Source organism: Pseudonocardia sp., assembly GCF_050246655.1.
Lineage (GTDB): Bacteria > Actinomycetota > Actinomycetes > Mycobacteriales > Pseudonocardiaceae > Pseudonocardia.
Genome location: NZ_JBFWVQ010000021.1, coordinates 13,375 through 30,346 on the forward strand (window position 1 = coordinate 13,375; position 16,972 = coordinate 30,346).

15 protein-coding genes are annotated in these 16,972 nt (G+C 74.8%); 9 read left to right on the forward strand and 6 right to left on the reverse strand.

Annotation, left to right across the window (positions count from 1 at the left end; translation table 11 throughout):
• Nucleotides 1–56: 56 nt before the first annotated feature.
• Nucleotides 57–929, reverse strand: a complete 873-nt coding sequence (locus AB7J25_RS09965; RefSeq protein ID WP_428507416.1) for a 3-methyladenine DNA glycosylase — start codon at nt 927–929, stop codon at nt 57–59.
• 133 nt (nt 930–1,062) lie between these two features.
• Between AB7J25_RS09965 and AB7J25_RS09970 the strand changes: the two genes are divergently transcribed.
• The 3 genes from AB7J25_RS09970 (at nt 1,063) to AB7J25_RS09980 (ending at nt 3,307) form a co-directional block, all read left to right on the forward strand.
• A complete protein-coding gene (locus AB7J25_RS09970; RefSeq protein ID WP_428507418.1) occupies nt 1,063–1,662 on the forward strand; it encodes a hypothetical protein in 600 nt (199 codons plus the stop codon).
• A 159-nt stretch (nt 1,663–1,821) separates the two neighbouring features.
• Nucleotides 1,822–2,766: a type I pantothenate kinase gene (gene coaA, locus AB7J25_RS09975; RefSeq protein ID WP_428507420.1), complete on the forward strand. Its 945-nt coding sequence runs from the start codon at nt 1,822–1,824 to the stop codon at nt 2,764–2,766.
• A 46-nt stretch (nt 2,767–2,812) separates the two neighbouring features.
• Nucleotides 2,813–3,307, forward strand: coding sequence for a MarR family winged helix-turn-helix transcriptional regulator (locus AB7J25_RS09980; protein WP_428507422.1), 495 nt, complete (start codon nt 2,813–2,815; stop codon nt 3,305–3,307).
• A gap of 329 nt (nt 3,308–3,636) precedes the next feature.
• Here the strand turns inward: AB7J25_RS09980 and AB7J25_RS09985 are convergent, their stop codons facing one another.
• On the reverse strand, nt 3,637–4,434 hold the full coding sequence (locus AB7J25_RS09985) for a DUF427 domain-containing protein (RefSeq protein WP_428507424.1): 798 nt from the start codon (nt 4,432–4,434) through the stop codon (nt 3,637–3,639).
• An 82-nt stretch (nt 4,435–4,516) separates the two neighbouring features.
• On the opposite strand from AB7J25_RS09985, the gene AB7J25_RS09990 reads away from it, so the two are divergent.
• From AB7J25_RS09990 to AB7J25_RS10005, 4 genes are all read left to right on the forward strand, one after another.
• The gene (locus AB7J25_RS09990) at nt 4,517–6,628 is read left to right on the forward strand and encodes an ATP-dependent Clp protease ATP-binding subunit (RefSeq protein WP_428507426.1); all 2,112 of its coding nucleotides are present in this window, start codon (nt 4,517–4,519) and stop codon (nt 6,626–6,628) included.
• Between the two features lie 128 nt (nt 6,629–6,756).
• Complete coding sequence (locus tag AB7J25_RS09995; RefSeq protein WP_428507428.1) at nt 6,757–7,929, forward strand: alpha-hydroxy-acid oxidizing protein; 1,173 nt, start codon at nt 6,757–6,759, stop codon at nt 7,927–7,929.
• A 141-nt stretch (nt 7,930–8,070) separates the two neighbouring features.
• The gene (locus tag AB7J25_RS10000; protein WP_428507430.1) at nt 8,071–9,927 is read left to right on the forward strand and encodes a serine/threonine-protein kinase; all 1,857 of its coding nucleotides are present in this window, start codon (nt 8,071–8,073) and stop codon (nt 9,925–9,927) included.
• A complete protein-coding gene (locus AB7J25_RS10005; protein WP_428507432.1) occupies nt 9,924–11,126 on the forward strand; it encodes a heparan-alpha-glucosaminide N-acetyltransferase domain-containing protein in 1,203 nt (400 codons plus the stop codon). The genes AB7J25_RS10000 and AB7J25_RS10005 overlap by 4 nt, the downstream gene beginning before the upstream one ends.
• A gap of 29 nt (nt 11,127–11,155) precedes the next feature.
• Here AB7J25_RS10005 and AB7J25_RS10010 read toward each other — a convergent pair whose 3' ends face one another.
• Nucleotides 11,156–11,914 (reverse strand): sulfite exporter TauE/SafE family protein, encoded by a 759-nt coding sequence (locus tag AB7J25_RS10010; RefSeq protein ID WP_428507434.1) that lies wholly within the window; start codon nt 11,912–11,914, stop codon nt 11,156–11,158.
• A 100-nt stretch (nt 11,915–12,014) separates the two neighbouring features.
• Between AB7J25_RS10010 and AB7J25_RS10015 the strand changes: the two genes are divergently transcribed.
• Together AB7J25_RS10015 and AB7J25_RS10020 are read left to right on the forward strand one after the other, a co-directional pair.
• Nucleotides 12,015–12,770, forward strand: coding sequence for a phosphotransferase (locus AB7J25_RS10015; protein WP_428507436.1), 756 nt, complete (start codon nt 12,015–12,017; stop codon nt 12,768–12,770).
• A gap of 16 nt (nt 12,771–12,786) precedes the next feature.
• Nucleotides 12,787–13,470, forward strand: coding sequence for an HAD family hydrolase (locus AB7J25_RS10020; protein WP_428507438.1), 684 nt, complete (start codon nt 12,787–12,789; stop codon nt 13,468–13,470).
• 32 nt (nt 13,471–13,502) lie between these two features.
• Here AB7J25_RS10020 and AB7J25_RS10025 read toward each other — a convergent pair whose 3' ends face one another.
• The 3 genes from AB7J25_RS10025 to AB7J25_RS10035 all read right to left on the reverse strand — a co-directional run bounded on the left by AB7J25_RS10025 (nt 13,503) and on the right by AB7J25_RS10035 (nt 16,935).
• Nucleotides 13,503–14,327, reverse strand: a complete 825-nt coding sequence (locus tag AB7J25_RS10025; RefSeq protein WP_428507440.1) for an alpha/beta fold hydrolase — start codon at nt 14,325–14,327, stop codon at nt 13,503–13,505.
• 269 nt (nt 14,328–14,596) lie between these two features.
• Nucleotides 14,597–15,715: a 2-hydroxypropyl-CoM lyase gene (locus AB7J25_RS10030; protein WP_428507442.1), complete on the reverse strand. Its 1,119-nt coding sequence runs from the start codon at nt 15,713–15,715 to the stop codon at nt 14,597–14,599.
• Nucleotides 15,716–16,161: 446 nt separating this feature from the next.
• Nucleotides 16,162–16,935, reverse strand: coding sequence for an SDR family NAD(P)-dependent oxidoreductase (locus AB7J25_RS10035; protein WP_428507444.1), 774 nt, complete (start codon nt 16,933–16,935; stop codon nt 16,162–16,164).
• Between the last annotated feature and the right edge of the window lie 37 nt (nt 16,936–16,972).

Here is a 16,972-nt window from a genome sequence, read left to right on the forward strand (position 1 = left end):
TCGCCGTCCGCGTGACATGAGCTGCACGGGTGCAGGTGAGGTCACGGAAACGGTGATCACCTCGCTGCGGAGTCGTCCGACGTCCCCGGGGCGAGGATCCATCCGCACAGCGCGGCGAGCCGCTCCCGCAAGGGCGCGGCCCGCCGCGCGAATCCGGCCTGCGCCCGCGCGTAGACGGCGCGACCGGACGGCGTCTCGATCGGCACCGGGTCGTAGCCATAGGCGGTGAGGTCGTACGGGCTGGCCCGCATGTCCAGCTCCCGGACGTCCACCGCGAGTGCGAAGCAGTCTGCGACCAGCTCCGACGGCGTGGCGGGGGCGAGCTTGTAGGCCCACTTGTACACGTCCATCGTCGCGTGCAGGCAGCCCGGCTGCTCGTTCGCGACCTGCTCAGCGCGAGTGGGCTGGATCGCGTTGCGGGGTCGGGCGGCGGCGGTGAAGAAGCGGAACGCGTCGTGGTGGGTGCACTGCACCGGCAGCGCCTCGACCACCGCGTCCGTCCCGGCGGCGCCGAGCCGCAGCGGGACGGCGGCGTGGCGCGGGCGCGGCGTGCGGTAGACCATCGCCCACTCGTGCAGCCCGAAGCAGGACAGCCGGGGCGGGCGGCCCGCCGTCGCCACGAGCAGCTCCCGGACGAAACGCGCGGTGGCGCGCAGCCGCGGTGGCAGGGCCGCCGGGTCCAGGACGGTCGCGCCGCCGTCGCAGCGGTACCCCGGTCGGGGCGCGAGGCCGGCGCACCGGACGTCCGGGCCGGGGTGCCACTGCTCCAGCTGGGCGGGCCGGTGCGAGTAGTAGGTGAACAGGAAGTCCAGCACCGGATGCGCCTCGTCGCGGCGTCGCCGCTCCCGGTGCGGACCCGTCCAGCGGGCGACGCGCGCGCGGTGGGCCGCCTCGCGGGCCCGCCAGGCCGGCTCGTCCAGGAGGATCACCCCGTCGACGCTACCGAGCCCGGGGAAGGAAACTCTTACCGCTCGGGCAATGCCGCCGGACCCCGCCGCGATCACATACTTCCGCCACGGCCGCACGACCGGTCCGACGCCCGAACCCCCGAGGAGACTCCCCATGACCAGCATGTCCACCGCGGCGGCCCGCCGCAACGCGGGCCGGATCGCGGCCGCCGTCCTCAGCTCGGCCGCGGTGCTCGCGCTCAGCGGCTGCGGCGTGATGGGGGCGACGTCGAGCCTTCTCGCGCCCACGGACGCTCAGGGCGGCGACGCCGTCGCGGCCGCGGGCTCGATGGATGCGTGCTCGTTGTTGACCCAGGAGCTGGCGCAGGAGGTGGTCGGCGGGCGCAGCCTGGTGACCGAGAGCGTGCCCGGTGGCCCGGAGTGCCTGTGGGTGTCGCCGGAGGGCACCGACCCGTCGGAGAACTACTCGGTGGACCTGGATGTCTCCGCCGCCGACGACGCGGCCACGACGCTCGCGTCCGCCCGTGAGGGCTACACCGGCGGGCACGAGATCGCCGAGGAGACCGGGTTCGGCGACGGCGCCTTCCGCGCCACCGTGGGCACGTTCGCCAGCATCGACTGCGTCTCCGGCGGCGTGCTGCACGACATCACCGTCGCCGGCCCGTCCGACCCGCCCTCGGCCGAGGCCGACAACCTCGCCGTCGCCCTGGACGCCGCCCGCACCCTCGCCACCCGGTACTGCACCACCACGTGATCCGTACGACGGGCCGGGGCCGGTCCGGCCCCGCCCGTCCACGCGTCAGCTGCCCGGGGGCGCGGTGGCGAGTACGCCCCGAGCCCCGTCGTCCAGAGGTAAGTGATGAACCCCGGGTTTCGGGTCCGGGTCGCCCGCCCGGCGTCTAGGTTGCCAGGCATGACGGCGAGCGTGCACCGGGAGGCCAGCTCCCCGTTCGTCGACTTCGACCGCCGCTCCTGGGCGGAGCTCGGCAGGCACACCCCGCTCCCGCTGACGGCCGACGAGGTGTCGGCGGTCCGCAGCCTCGGCGACGCCGTCGACCTCGACGAGGTGCGCGAGGTCTACCTGCCGCTGTCGCGGCTGCTCACGTTGCACGTCCAGGAGGGCGGGCGGCTCTACCGGGCCTACCGCACCTTCCTCGGCGGGAACACCCACCGGGTGCCGTTCGTCATCGGCATCGCGGGTTCGGTGTCGGTGGGCAAGTCCACCACCGCCCGGCTGCTCAGGCTGCTGCTGGCGCGCTGGCCCCACCACCCCCGTGTCGAGCTGATCACGACGGACGGCTTCCTGCTCCCCAACGCGGAGCTCGCGCGGCGCGGGCTCATGGCGCGCAAGGGCTTCCCGGAGAGCTACGACCGGCGCGCCCTGCTGCGGTTCGTCACCGAGATCAAGGCCGGGCGCCCGAAGGTGGCGGCGCCGGTGTACTCCCACCTCGTCTACGACATCGTCCCGGGCGAGCAGTCGGTGCTGCACCGCCCCGACATCCTGCTGCTGGAGGGGCTCAACGTCCTGCAGCCCGCCCCGCCCGACTCGGCGCTGGCCGTGAGCGACTTCATCGACTTCTCCGTGTACGTCGACGCCGCGACGGCCGACATCCGGCGCTGGTACGTCGAGCGGTTCCTGCGGCTTCGCGAGACGGCGTTCCGCGACCCCGAGTCCTACTTCCGCCGCTACGCCGACCTGGACACCGCGGACGCGGTGGCGCAGGCCGAGAGCATCTGGGCGGAGATCAACGGCCCGAATCTGGAGCGCAACATCCTGCCCACCCGCGGCCGCGCCCACCTCGTGCTGCGCAAGGGACCCGACCACGGAGTGACCCATGTGCGGCTCCGCAAGGTCTGACGACGGTCCGGGACAACGGCACCGGCCGGGCTGGCACGATAAGGCGATGACCACCGTGCGCAACGCCGATCGCGCCGAGCGTGGCGGCCCGGGCGCCGGCACCGGTGACGACGACCTCACCGACCTCACCGACCTCGCCGCCCGCCTGCGCCTCGCCGTCGGGCGGCTCAACCGGCGCATCCGCATCGACGGCCGCGAGTCGATCCCCCCACTGCAGCTCTCCGCGCTGGTCACGATCGAACAGCACGGCCCGTTGCGCCTGTCCGAGCTGGCCCGCCGCGAGGCCGTCACCGCTCCCACGATGAGCCGCGTTCTGGCCGCGCTCGACGAGCACGGGCTCGTCGTGCGCACCCCGGACCCGCAGGACGCCCGCGGGGTGCTCGTCACGATCTCCGACGAGGGCACGCGACGGCTCGCCGAGGTGCGCAGCCACCGCACCGCGCTCGTCGCCCGCCGCCTCGCCCGGCTGGACGGCCCGCAGCGGGCCGCGCTGGAGGCCGCGATGCCGGCACTGGAGGCCCTGCTCGTGGACGACGTGTAGCGGGCAGGCCGCACGCAGCCGTGCCGCATCGGGGTGGCGTCGGCCGGTGCGACGACGACCGCCGAGGTCAAGTCCGCCCCTTCTCCGGCGATGCCGTGAACGGTGGCACACATGTGCGGGCTTGGGCGCATACCCGCAGGTGGTGGCACAGACCGCAGGCAGTGTGTGCGAGCACTCGGGGGTGTGTGCGAGCACCCGGGGGTGTGTGCGAGCACCCGGGGGTGTGTGCGAGCACTCGGGGGTGTGTGCGACGGGCGGCGGCAGTGCGTCGCAGGGCCGTACCCCCGGCCGTCGCCTCGGGGGCCGACGGGCGGCCCGGGCCGTCGAGCTCAGATGGGCTCGCCGTCCACCAGGATCGTCAGCTCGTCGTGCAGGAAGCACACGGCCTTCGCGATGCGCGTGGACTCCGGCAGCGGGTCCGGGTAGCTCCAGGCGGCGTCGGCGATCTCCCGGCCGTCGGGGAGGCGCACCGAGAAGTAGCTGGACCTGCCCTTGTACGGGCAACGGAACGACGTGTCGCTCGACTCCAGCGGCACGCGGACGTCCCCGGGCTGCAGGTACCAGCGCGACGGCAGACCCGTCTCGTCCAGCACCGTCGGGTGCTCGGACTCGGCGATGAGGACGTCACCTGCGAACACCTGCACGTGGCGGCTCGTGGGGCGGATGTCGACGCGGGTGTAGGGGTCGGTGAGGTGGGCGAACACCTGCTCGTCCTCGTCGAACCACGCGTCGGCCGCCTCCCAGTACAGCGACGCGTATCCGGCGAGCCAGGACGCCTCCGGCAGCGGATCCGGGTAGGCCCACAGCGCGTTCTCGACCGTGCGGTCGCCAACCGTGAGGTGGCGGTAGCCGGCGTGGCCCTTGAACGGGCAGTGCGTCGTGTGCTCCGACGCGGCGAACGCGGAGGCGTCCAGGTCGGCCTCCGGGACGTAGAAGCGCGGCAGCAGCGCCGTCTCGTGGACGAGGATGCCGGCGCGGGTGTCGAGCACCGTCCGGCCGGCGAACTCGGCGCGCACCTGGCGCGGGAACGGGTGGGCGAGCAGCTTGTGCGCGGGTCCGTCGAGGGTGTAGTTGACCCGGCTCGGCGAGCGCGGGGACAGCGGTCCGTCGGTGCGGGTCAGGCCCATGGTTCCTCCGGAGGTCGCGGGAGCGGCGGCGAGCGCCGCCGGACTGGCACCATCGGGGGTAACGCCGACCGAGGAGGCGCTCATGCCCGACCGTCGCGACGAATCGCCGTTCGGCGGCGCCTTCGGACCGCTGGAGGATCTCGTCGGACTGCTGTTCGCGGGACTGGAGCAGGGGTTCGTCGACGACGACCGCCGCGAGGACCGCCGCGACGACCCCCGCGACGAGCGCCCGGCGCAGGCGGAGCGGGCCGCGCCCCGCCCGGCCCGCCCGCGGGCCCGCACCCCGCGCCTGGACCGCCACGGCCGCGACCTCACCGACGCCGCCCGCGACGGCAGGCTGGACCCGGTGATCGGCCGCGACGAGGAGATCGACCAGGTGCTGGAGGTGCTCGCGCGGCGGACGAAGAACAACCCCGTGCTGGTCGGCGACCCCGGCGTGGGCAAGACCGCGATCGTCGAGGGGATCGCGCAGCGGATCGTCGAGGGCCGGGTGCCGGAGACGTTGCGTGACGTGCGCGTGGTGTCGCTCGACCTCGCCGGCATGGTCGCGGGCACGAAGTACCGCGGAGAGTTCGAGCAGCGGCTCACCGCCGTGATCGACGAGGTGGTGGCGGCCCGCCGGTCGGTGGTGCTGTTCGTGGACGAGCTGCACGCCGTGGTCGGCGCGGGTGCCGCCGAGGGCGGCCCGCTCGACGCGGGCGCCATGCTGAAGCCCGCCCTGGCCCGCGGCGAGCTGCAGCTCGTCGGGGCCACGACGGTGGCCGAGTACCGCAGGCACATCGAGCGCGACGCCGCGCTCGAGCGCCGGTTCGAGCCCGTGCGGGTGGACGAGCCGACCGTCGAGCAGACGGTCGCGATCCTGCGCGGGCTGCGGCCCCGCTACGAGGCCCACCACGGCATCACCATCACCGATGCCGCACTGGAGGCCGCGGCCGCCCTCTCGCACCGCCACCTGCGGGACCGGTTCCTGCCGGACAAGGCCATCGACCTGGTGGACCGCGCCGGCTCCCGGTTGCGCCTGCGCACGGTGTCCGGCCCGCCCGCCGAGGAGGCCCTCGACGAGCGGCTCGAAGGGCTCGCGCGGGCCCGCGACGTCGCCGTCGACGCCGAGGACTACGAGCGCGCCCACGAGCTCACCCGCGAGCTGGAGCGCGTCCGCGCCGAGCGGGAGTCCGCCCGCCGCACCCGCACGCTGCCCGAGCTCACCGCGGACGCCGTCGCGGAGGCGATCGCGCGGGCCACCGGCATCCCGCTGGCCCGGCTCACCGCCGAGGACCGCGAACGCCTCCTGCACCTGGAGGACCACCTCCGCCGCCGCGTCGTCGGGCAGGACGGTGCCGTCGAGGCGGTCGCGGACGCCGTCCGGCAGGGCCGCAGCGGGCTCGCGCACCCGGACCGGCCCGTCGGGTCGTTCCTGTTCCTCGGGCCGACCGGCGTCGGCAAGACGGAGCTGGCCCGGGCGCTCTCCGAGGTGCTGAGCGACGCCGAACCCGCCCGGTTCGACATGAGCGAGTACGCCGACGCGTCCAGCCTCACCCGCCTCGTCGGCGCCCCGCCCGGGTACGTGGGCCACAACGAGCCGGGCCAGCTCACCGAGGCCGTCCGGCGCAACCCGTACGGCGTGCTGCTGTTCGACGAGATCGAGAAGGCGCACCGCGACGTCACGGCGGCGCTGCTGCAGGTGCTCGACGCGGGCCGGCTGACTGACGCCGCCGGGCGCACCGCGGACTTCACCCACGCCGTCGTCATCATGACGAGCAACCTCGGTGCGGAGATGATCCTCGGTGCCACGGCCGCGGCCCGCCCGGTGGCGGAGGTGCGCGAACCGCTGGTCGCGCTGGCCCGCGTGCACCTGAGGCCGGAGTTCATCAACCGCGTGGACGACATCGTGCTGTTCTCGGCGCTGACCCCCGCGGACCTGCGGGACATCACCGGGATGCTGCTCGCCGAGACGCGCTCGCGGCTCGCGGCTCAGGAGGTGGCACTGGAGGTCACCGACGCCGCGGTGGCCTGGCTCGCCTCCCGCGGCCACGAGCCCGCGCACGGGGCCCGGCCGCTGCGGCGCACGATCCACCGCGAGCTGGACCGGCGGCTGTCGCGGATGCTGCTCGCGGGCGACGTCGGGCCGGGCGGGCGGGTCCGGGTGGACGTCGCCGGGCCGGACGCCGCGTCGCTGGACCTGACGGCCTGCTGAGTCCCGGCGCCGACCGCGCAGCGCGCCGGTGCACGTCGCAGCCGTCCGGACGGCTGCGAGGTGACGCCCGAGGCTGCGCGGACGCCGGCGCAGCCGCGGGGGCGGCCGGGTTGGCTAGGGTCCGCCCCATGACGCCGCCGCTGTCGTCCTACGCCACCGAGATCTATCAGCGCGGCCTCGCGGGGGACGCCCCGCCGCTGCCCACCGACCCGTCCGCGCTGGAGGACGCGGCCCGCGCCGAGCTCGACGCGGGCACGTTCGGCTACGTCGCGGGCGGCGCCGGGAGCGGCGCGACGCTTCGGGCGAACCGGGCCGCGTTCGACCGGCACGCGTTCGTGCCGCGAATGCTGCGCGACACCACGATCCGGGACTGGTCCACCACCGTGCTCGGGACGGCGATGCCCGCCCCGCTGCTGCTGGCACCGGTCGGGATGCTCGGGCTCCTGCATCCCGACGGCGAGCTCGCCGCCGCCCGGGCCGCCGCCGACGTCGGCGTGCCGATCGTGCTGTCCACGGTCGCATCGCACACGATCGAGGAGGTCGCGGAGGCCTCCGGCGACGGTCCGCGCTGGTACCAGCTCTACTGGCCCACCGAGGACGGCGTCACGGTCAGCCTGCTGGAGCGGGCCCGCGCCGCCGGGTACACGACGCTCGTCGTCACCCTCGACACCTGGACCCTCGGGTGGCGCCCCGCCGACCTCGACCGCGGCGACCGGCCGATGCTGCGCGGTGCGGGGGCCGCCATCCCGTTCTCCGACCCGGCGTTCCGGGCCGGCCTCGCCGTGGCGCCGGAGGAGGACCGGGCGGCGGCGGTCGCGCGATGGGCGTCGATGTTCACCGGCACCGCCCTGCGCTGGGAGCGGCTGGACCTGCTGCGCCGCCACTGGCCGGGCCCGATCGTCCTCAAGGGGGTGCAACACCCTGCCGACGCCGCCCGCGCCGTCGACGCCGGCATGGACGGGGTGATCGTCTCCAACCATGGCGGCCGTCAGGTCGACCGGGCGATCGGGGCGCTCGACGCCCTGCCCGGGATCGTCGAGGCCGTGGGGGAGCGGGCAGCGGTGCTGTTCGACTCCGGCGTGCGCACCGGCGCGGACGCCGCTGTGGCGCTCGCGCTCGGGGCGGACGCCGTCCTGCTCGGCCGCCCCTACGCCTACGGTCTCGCGCTCGCCGGGGAGCACGGCGTGCGGCACGTGCTGCGCTGCGTCCTCGCCGAGCTGGACCTCACCCTCGCGCTGACCGGCCACGCCTCGCTCGCGGAACTGCGCTCCGACCCGGACGCCCTGGTGCGACGGGGGTGAGAAGGCGGGGTAAGGAGGCGGGGGTAAGGAGACTGTCACCGCTTTCCTCACCCACGGTGCCCCGCCACCGCAAGCCCGCTTGTGCCACCCTGGGGCCACGGCCCCGGAGACGCCGGGACGCCCGGGACGGGAAGGGGAACGGTGGACGCGCTCAGCGCGCTGGTCGCCGAACTGCTGGCCGTGCTCCGTGCGACGGTCGCACCCGAGTTCTGCCCGGGTGGCTGGGCCTGGGCCACGACGGTGCTCGGCCTGGCCGTCGGGCTGCTCCCGGCCCTCGGCGCCGTGCTGGGGGCGCGGCTGCGCCGCCACGCGGGGGACGGCCTCGCTCCGGCCGTGGCCGGGCTGGTCACCGCGGCGCTGCTGCCCTGGCTCGCGTTCGTCGCCGCCGGGCAGGTGTTCGCCGCGGCCGCCGCAGGCGACGGGGTGCCCGGCCTCGCGCGGGCCGACCTGCGTGACCTCGGCCGCGCCGAGTGCTTCGGCGTCGACCAGGACGCCTACCTGGGCGGATCGACCGTCAGCGCCGCGTTCAGCCCCGACCGGCCGCTGCTGCTCGCCATGGTGGTGCTGGCGTTCACGCTGCTGCCCCTGTTCACGGCCCTCTTCGCGGGCGGTGCCGCGCGGCTGGCGCTGCGCGGCGGCCCGCGCTGGGCCGTGAAGCTCTTCTGGCTCCCGCTGCTCGCGCTGCCGTTCCTGGCCGCCGGGTCCCCGGCGGGCTCGTCGGCGCACCTGTGGCTCGGGATGAGCGGGGGCGCGCTGGCCGGCGTGCTCGTTGCGCTCGTCGCCCGGCCCGCACCGGCCCGGCCCCGCGTGCCCGATCCCGTCCCGCTGCCACCTCCTGCCGCCCAACCCGCGGCCCCCCGACCCACTGCCGGCCCCGTCCGGACGCCCGCCCCGGCGCGGCCTGCCGTCGCCGTGCGTGCCGCCGACCTGAAGCAGGGGGTCCGCAAGGGCTGGCAGGAGCGGGTCTCCCCGCAAGCCCGCCGCGTGAGCGACCGGCTCGCCGAGCGGTTCGCCGCCCGCACCCCCGCCGCACCGGTCGTGCTGGCGCCCGAGCGCGCCCCCGCGGGTGCGCCCCGCCGCCCCACCCTGCTGCTCTCGGAGCAGCGCAGGCCGCTGGGCCCGACCCGCGCGGTCACGCAGGGCGGCCCGAAGGCGGACGGCACGCCCCGGTTCCGGCTCGTCCGCCGCCTCGGCGCGGGCGGGTTCGGGCGGGTGTGGCTCGCCGAGGACGCGCGCCGCGGCCACCTCGTCGCGCTCAAGGCCGCCCACGCCCCGGACGACGACACCGAGGAGCGCATCCGGCGCGAGGCGAAGGCCCTCGCCGCGGCCGGCCATCCCAGCTGCGTGCGGATCTTCGACCTCGTCCACGCCCGCAGCGACGCGGGGCTCGCCGAGATGGACGGCCTCGTCATCGTCATGGAGTACGTGGCGGGCAGCTCGCTCGCCCAGCACGTGCGGGACCATGGTGTGCTGGACGACGTCGTCGCCGCGCGGGTCTGGGCCGCGCTCGCGGACGGTCTCGGTGCCGCGCACCGCCGCGGCGTGCTGCACCGCGACGTGAAGCCGGGCAACGTCATCGTGGACGAGGCGGGGCGGGCGCATCTCATCGACTTCGGCATCGCCCGCACCAGCGGCGACGCCACGCTGACCCTCGCGGGCTGGATCCTCGGTACCCCGGACTTCCTCGCCCCCGAGGTCGCGGGCGGCGGCTCCGCCACGCCGGCGTCGGACGCCTGGCAGCTCGCGGCCACGCTGTCGTACGCGATGACCGGACACCCGCCCCGCGGCGGCCGGACCGACGTCCAGTCCGGTCTCCGGGCCGCCGCCACCGGCGCACCGCTCACCCACCTGCCGCAGCGCACCGCACACGGGGCCCTCCTGCGGGCCGCACTCGCGACGGACCCGCGGCAGCGGCCGTCGCTGCCGGAGGTGCACGCGGCGCTGACGGCGTGGCTGGACCGCGCCGCACCGCAGAGCCCCGCGCCCGCGCCGCGGTGACCGGGGGCCCCCTCGATCCGAACGCCGACCCGGGCCGCACGCACCGGGCCGGCGGTGCGCACCGGGCGCACCCGGCGGCCGGGGTCGACCGGGCACCCGCAGGGCGCCTCGCCGGCGTCGATGCGGCCCGCGGTGCCGCCCTCGTCGGGATGGTCGCGACGCACACGCTGCTGCTGCGCGACGGCGGCGAGCCGACGCTCACCGAGGTGCTCGCCCACGGCCGGGCGTCGGCGCTCTTCGCGGTGGTGGCCGGGGTGGGCATCGCGCTGTCGACCGGCGGGATGCGCCCGCCGAGGGGCGGTGAGCTGCTCCCGGCCGCGGTGGGCCTCGCCGTCCGCGCGGTGCTGATCGCGGCGATCGGCCTGCTCCTGGTGGAGCTCGACCCACCGGTGCTCGTGATCCTCGCGTTCTACGGGTTGCTGTTCGCCGTCGCGATCCCGCTCCTGCCGCTGCGGGTCGGGGTCCTCGCGGCGGGCGCGGTGGTGGCGTGCGTGGTGACGCCCGTCGTGAGCCACGTCCTGCGCCCCGGACGGACGGCGACCCCGGACCAGGCCGGACTCGCCGCGTTGGTCGACCCGGGGGAGCTCTTCGCGCACCTGGCGCTCACCGGCTTCTACCCGGTGCTGACCTGGACCACGTACCTGCTGGCCGGGATGGCCGTCGGGCGGGCGGACCTGCGGCGACCGGCGACGGCCTGGTGGCTGCTCGGCGGTGGGGCGGCGCTGGCGGCGGCCGCGATGACGGCGTCGTCGGTCCTGGTCGCGGCCAGCGGGGGAGCGGTGCGGGAGGGCGGCTCGTTCCTCTACGGTGTCGCGCCGACCGACACGTGGTGGTGGCTCGCCGTCGACACCCCCCACTCCGGGACGCCGCTGGATCTCGCGAACACCACCGGCAGCGCGCTCGCCGTCCTCGGCGCGATGCTCCTGCTCGCCCGGTACGCACCGGCGATCGCCTGGGTGCCGGCTGCGGTGGGCGCGATCCCGCTCACCCTCTACGTGCTGCACGTCATGCTCCTCGCTGCGCATCCCGCGGTGGGGGCGCAGCGCCCTGCCGTGTTCGTCGCGCACGTCGCCGGGGCGGTGGCGGTCGGGGTCGCGGTGCGGCTCTCCGGCGGGCGCGGGCCCCTGGAGGCGGGGGTGTCGGCGGTGAGCCGGACGGCCCGCGACGGGGTGCGGCGGCGGATGCAGCCCGCCCGCTGAGGCTCCCGGCGACCTCGGCCCCTGGGCAGTCAGTACGTGTCGACCGCCAGCACCACCGCGAGGGCCAGCCCGGCGAGCCCGATCCCGATCCGCAGGGCCGCGGTGGGCACCCGGCGGGCGACGGCGGGGCCGAGGTACCCACCGGCGAGCACGCCGGCAGCGAGCGCCGCCGCCGCGACCCAGTCCACGGGCCCGAGCAGGGCGAACGCGATGGCTGCCACCGCGTTCGCGACGCCGAGCAGGATGTTCTTGAGCGCGTTGCCCTGCAGCAGCGAGACGGGCAGCCCGACCATGAGCAGGGCGAGCAGGAGTACGCCCGCGGCCGCGCCGAAGTAGCCGCCGTACACCGCGACCGCGAACACGCAGATGCCGACCCACACCGCGCCCGTCCGGGACGGGGACGTGCCCGGATGGGCGGCGGGCCGCAGCCGGGGCTGCAGGAGCAGCACCAGCGACGCCGCGGCGATCAGCACCGGCACGATCCGCTCGAACGCCCCCGGTGGCGTCACGAGCAGCAGCCATGCCCCCGTCGCACCCCCGACCAGCACGACCGGCGCGAACCGCAGCAGGCGCGCGCTCTGCCCGGACAGCTCCACCCGCGACGACGCCGCGGCGCCCACCGCGTTCGCGGTGAGCGCCACCGTGTTCGTGACGTTCGCGGCGACCGCTGGCAGGCCGACTGCGAGCAGCGCGGGGTAGGAGACCAGCGACGCCAGGCCCGCCATCGACCCGCTCAGCCCGGCCCCGAAGCCGGCCACGACCAGGAGGACGACGTCGGCGGCGGTCACCACCCGAGCCTAGGTCGGTTCCGCCGCGCGCCGGCTGCGCCGTCCGCCACACCGGGAATTCGGGGGCGCGGGCAGGCTGCCCGCTGGTAGAAGAGGCCTCGTGATCCCTGTGATCCCCGCGGTCGTGCGTGCCCTCGCCGATGCCCACCCGGTCCGGGAGGTCTGGGTGAACGAGATCGGCGGCCGCACCTACTCGGTGGGGGACCGGTACGTGAAGTGGACGCCGCCCGACGCGGTCGGGCGCGGTCTCGACGTCGCGGGGGAGGTCGCGCGCCTGGAGTGGGCGTGGGCGTTCACCCCGGTGCCGCGCGTGCTCGACCACGGGTCGGACGACAGGGGATCGTGGCTGGTCACGGCGGCGCTGCCAGGGGAGAGCGCGATCGCGGACCGCTGGCTCGCCGAGCCGGCCACGGCCGTCGCCGCGATCGGGAGCGGGCTGCGCGCGATGCACGACGCGCTGCCCGTGGCGGAATGCCCGTTCACCTGGTCGGCAGCGGAGCGGATCGCGGCGGCGGTGCCGGACCCGTCGCGCTGGCACGCCGACCACGCCGGGCTCACCGCCGCCGAGGCGCTGCGCCGGATCGCCGAGCCACCGCCGGTGGACCGGCTCGTCGTCTGCCACGGCGACGCCTGCGCCCCCAACACGCTCCTGCACGACGACGGCCGGTGGCTCGCGCACGTCGACCTGGACTGCCTCGGCGTCGCGGACCGATGGGCCGACATCGCCGTCGCCACCTGGAGCACCGAGTGGAACTACGGTCCGAGCTGGACCGGCGCCCTGCTGGACGCCTACGGCGTCGCCCCCGATCCGGAACGCACCACCTACTACCGGCTGCTGTGGGACCTCGGTCCCTGAGAGCGAGAATCGACTCGTGCGCCACACCCTCGTCTTCGACGCCGACGACACCCTGTGGGAGAACAACGTGCTCTTCGAGCGGGTGGTCGCGGACTGGCTGGCGTGGCTCGCCCATCCCACGCTGGACCACGGCGAGATCCGCCGCATCCTCAACGACGTGGAGCGCGCCAACATCGGCGTCCACGGCTACGGGAGCGCGAGCTTCCTGCGCAGCCTGCACGAGTGCTTCGAGCGGCTGGTGCAGCGGCCCGCATCGGACGCGGAGGCGCGCGACATCGCCGCGCTGGGGGCGCGGCTCGCCGACCACCAGGTGGAGCTGATCCCGGAGGTCGCCGAGACCCTCGCCGATCTCGCCACCCGCCACGACCTGCGGCTGATGACGAAGGGGCAGCCCACCGAGCAGCAGCGCAAGATCGACGCGTCCGGGCTCGCCCACCATTTCACGAGCGTGCACATCGTCGCGGAGAAGGAGCCCACCACCTACCGCGAGCTCGGCTCCGCGCACGCGCTGGACCCGGGCCGCACGTGGATGATCGGCAACTCGCCGCGCTCGGACATCCTCGCCGCGCGCGAGGCCGGCTGGCGGGCGGTGTTCATCCCGAACGCGTGGACGTGGTCCCTGGAGCACGCCGAGATCGACCCGGACGACGCGGGCGTGCTGCACCTGGCCGGGTTCGGGGAGCTGACCCGGCACTTCTGACGGTGCGCCCGGCCCCGGCACCGTCCCCGGGTTCAGCGGCGCCGCAGCAGCCAGCGTTGCAGCGTCGCGGTGAGCGCTGCGGGAGCGTCGACCTGGACGAGGTGGCCCGCGTCCGGGAGGAGCACCAGCTCCGCACCCGGGACGAGCCCGGCGAGACGCTGCGCCCGGTCGGCGGGGATCCACCGGTCCTGCGCACCCCACACGACGATCGTCGGCAGGTCGATCGACGGGTAGAGCGGCTCGATCTCGTCGGTGTGCCGCTGGTCGGCCTGCGCGATCTGGCGGTAGAACGCCGCCCGGCCGCGCTCGCCGAGCCACGGGGCGGCGAGCGCGTCGTGGACGGCCGCGGGCAGCGGCCGGTGGGCCGCTCCGGCGATGTAGGCCCGGACGAGCGCCTCGTGCAGCGGGTGCGGGACCTGCGCGAACACGTCCGCGTGCCGTCCCACGAGGCGGAAGAACTCCGAACCCCACGGGGCGAGCGCGACGACGTCCACGAGCGCGAGCGACCGGTAGGCCGCACCGTGCAGCAGGTGCGCCCGCAGCGCCACCGCACCGCCGATGTCGTGCGCGACGACGTCGGGCCGGTCCAGGCCCCAGTGCGCCACCAGCGCCGCGAGCAGCTCGCCCTGCGCTGCGAGCGAGACGTCCTGGCCGTCGGCCATCGTGGAGCTGCCGTAGCCGGGCATGTCCCACAGGTAGGTGGTGACGTCCGGACCGAGCGCGTCCGCGATCGGCGCCCACACCGCCGACGACCAGGGCGTGCCGTGACAGAACACGACCGGCGGGCCCGTCCCGCGCCGGGTCCAGCGCACCTGCTGGCCCCGCCAGCGCAACGTCGCGTCGAGCACGGGCCCCATCCTCACGCGGGAGCGCGGGTCCCGCCACGCCCACCCGGGCCCGGCGCGCTCGGCACCGCGGAACGCGTCGTGCCGCGGGGTGGACCTCGTCGCGGCGAGCGCAACGGCACACCGCTCTTTCGGCTCACCGGGACGTGTTCCCCGGCCCGCCGCCCCGTCTAGGTTCTGCCGCGTGCCCCCGAACCTCACCGTGATCGCAGAAGCACCACCGTCGCCCGCCCGTCCCCTGGCCAACCGGAGCTGGTGACGGCGCGTGGCCGGCCGACGGGCTACAGCGTCGAAGCGGGGCTGCCCAGCCGGTCCCGAGCGAGCTGCGCGCCGTCGGCGAGCGAGCGGATCTTCTGGTAGGCCGTGAGCCGCGGCAGGTTCTTGAGGCCGCAGCCCGTGGTGAGGCCGACCCGCTCGGCCGGGACCACATCCAGAACCCGCCCGATCCGACCGGCGACCTCCTCCGGGGTCTCCACGTAGGTCGACTTGGGATCGATGACGCCGGCGACGAAGTCCATGCCGTCCGGCAACGGGTGGGCCTGCAGCGCCTTCAGCACCCCGTAGTCGGCCTCCTCGATGACCTGGAGGTTCAGGATGTCGATGTTGGCCTCGTAGACCTTCGGGATGACCGACTCGTAGACGAGGCTCTCGCCGTGCCGGGCGTGCAGGTCGAAGGCGCCCTGACCGGGAACCGCGGTGCTGTCCGGACGGTAGCCGCGGCCGCCGCGGTAGTTCCCGACGCAGAGGTGGACCATCACCCGGGCGTTCTGCACGTCCCGCACGGTGCGGTTGAAGACGTCGATGCTCCAGTCCTCGAACTGGTACGGCCAGAACCACTCGTCGAGCTGCAGGATCTTCACCTGCTCGATCGACTCGGTCTCGAGGATGTCCTCGTTCAGCGCCGCGGCGATGGCCATCGCACGGTCCCGGTCGCTGCCGTAGTGCTTGTCGGCCGACAGACCGGTGAGCGTGCCGGCGGCCGACCACTGGATCTTCAGGGGCGCGTCGGTCAGTTCGGTGAGCGCGTGCGCGATGGGCGGCATGATCGGGACGGCTCGGGCGATGTCTCCGATCACCGTCGGGGAATGCAGCGTCGAGTACAGGGGGACGGAGATGTTCGGGCCGTAGGGGACCAGTCCCGTGAGCCGGAAGAAATAGTAGACGACGACGTCGGAGTAGTTGCCTGCCGCGAAGGTGCGGCTGTCCGAGATGACGTCCAGGCCGGCCCGTTCCAGGTCGCCGACCACCGCCCACATGCCGTCCTTGAAGACCTCCGTCTCGACCCGGTCCTCGATCAGGTCGCCGAACGGGACGTTGTAGGAGGCCGAGATGAAGTCGTACCATCTCGGATTCGAATAGGCCATCGTCATGGTCGGGAGCAGGATATCGCGGTCACCCACGCGCATAGCGGTCTCCTTACGCAGGGAGTGGGGTGGCTGTCATTCGACGGAACAGCCGGGTCCGTTACCTTCGGGAAGTGTTGCGCGGACCGCGCCGCGGGGCAGCGCAGCAGGAACACCCGATATCGTGTACCTCGTCGGCCGCCAGTACCTCGACGGATTCGCCGCAGCGCTCGCACACACCGGCCCGCCGAACGGCGTCGGCGTGCAATGCCAGGGTCGTTCGCTCGTACCCGCATTTCGGACAACGTACCGTCAGGCGAACCGGAGGCTGTACTCCGTCGAACCCTTTCAGCGACGATTCGTGGTCAGCCATGCCACTGAATTCTACGAGAATCGAGCACACCGGCCTTCGTCCAGGTCGGACCAAGAATCTCGGACGAGTTGCCCGCTGCGAGGAGTCGGCTGGTCCCGGGCCGCCGGGCGGACGGCCCACCGGGCCGATCTCACTGGGCCGACATTCCTCCGTCGGCGGTGATGATCGATCCGGTCATGAACGACGCGGCGTCACCGGCCAGGTGGAGCGCCAGGCTCGCGATGTCCTCCGGACGCCCGAGCCGTCCGATCGGGTACTTCGCGAGGGTCTCCGCCATGCCGGCCGCGAGGTCCCCGCCGCCGCGTGCCCGCATGAGGTCCTCCATCATCCCGGTGAGGACCGCACCCGGGCAGATGGCGTTGACGCGGATCCCGGCGGGCGCGAGATCCAGGGCCATCGCACGGGTCAGCGAGATGACCGCACCCTTGGAGGCGCAGTAGGCCGCGAGGTTCCGCACGCCCACCAGCCCGGCCACGGAGGCATGGTTGACGATCGACCCGCCGCCCGCGGCGGTGAGATGTGGCACGGCGGCGCGTGAGCACAGGAACACCCCCTTCACGTTGACGGCGAAGCAGCGGTCCCAGTCGTCCTCGGTACCCGTGGTGATCGAACCCTGCAGATCGATCGCCGCGTTGTTGACCAGGACGTCGAGCCGGCCGTACTCCGCGACGAGCCGATGGAGCGCCCCGTCGACCTCGGCGGCAGCGGTGACGTCCGCCGTGATCGCCGATGCGCGTCCGCCCCGCGCGGCGACGTGGGCGGCGGTCTGCTCGGCGGAATCGCCGTGCACGTCGAGCACGCCCACCGCCGCACCCTCCGCGGCGAACAGCTCCGCCGCCACCCGCCCGATGCCCGAGCCAGCACCGGTGATCAGTGCGACCTTGCCGGTGAGCCTTCCCGTCATCGCCTTCTCCCCACCGCTGTGTCACCCGTGTGTCACC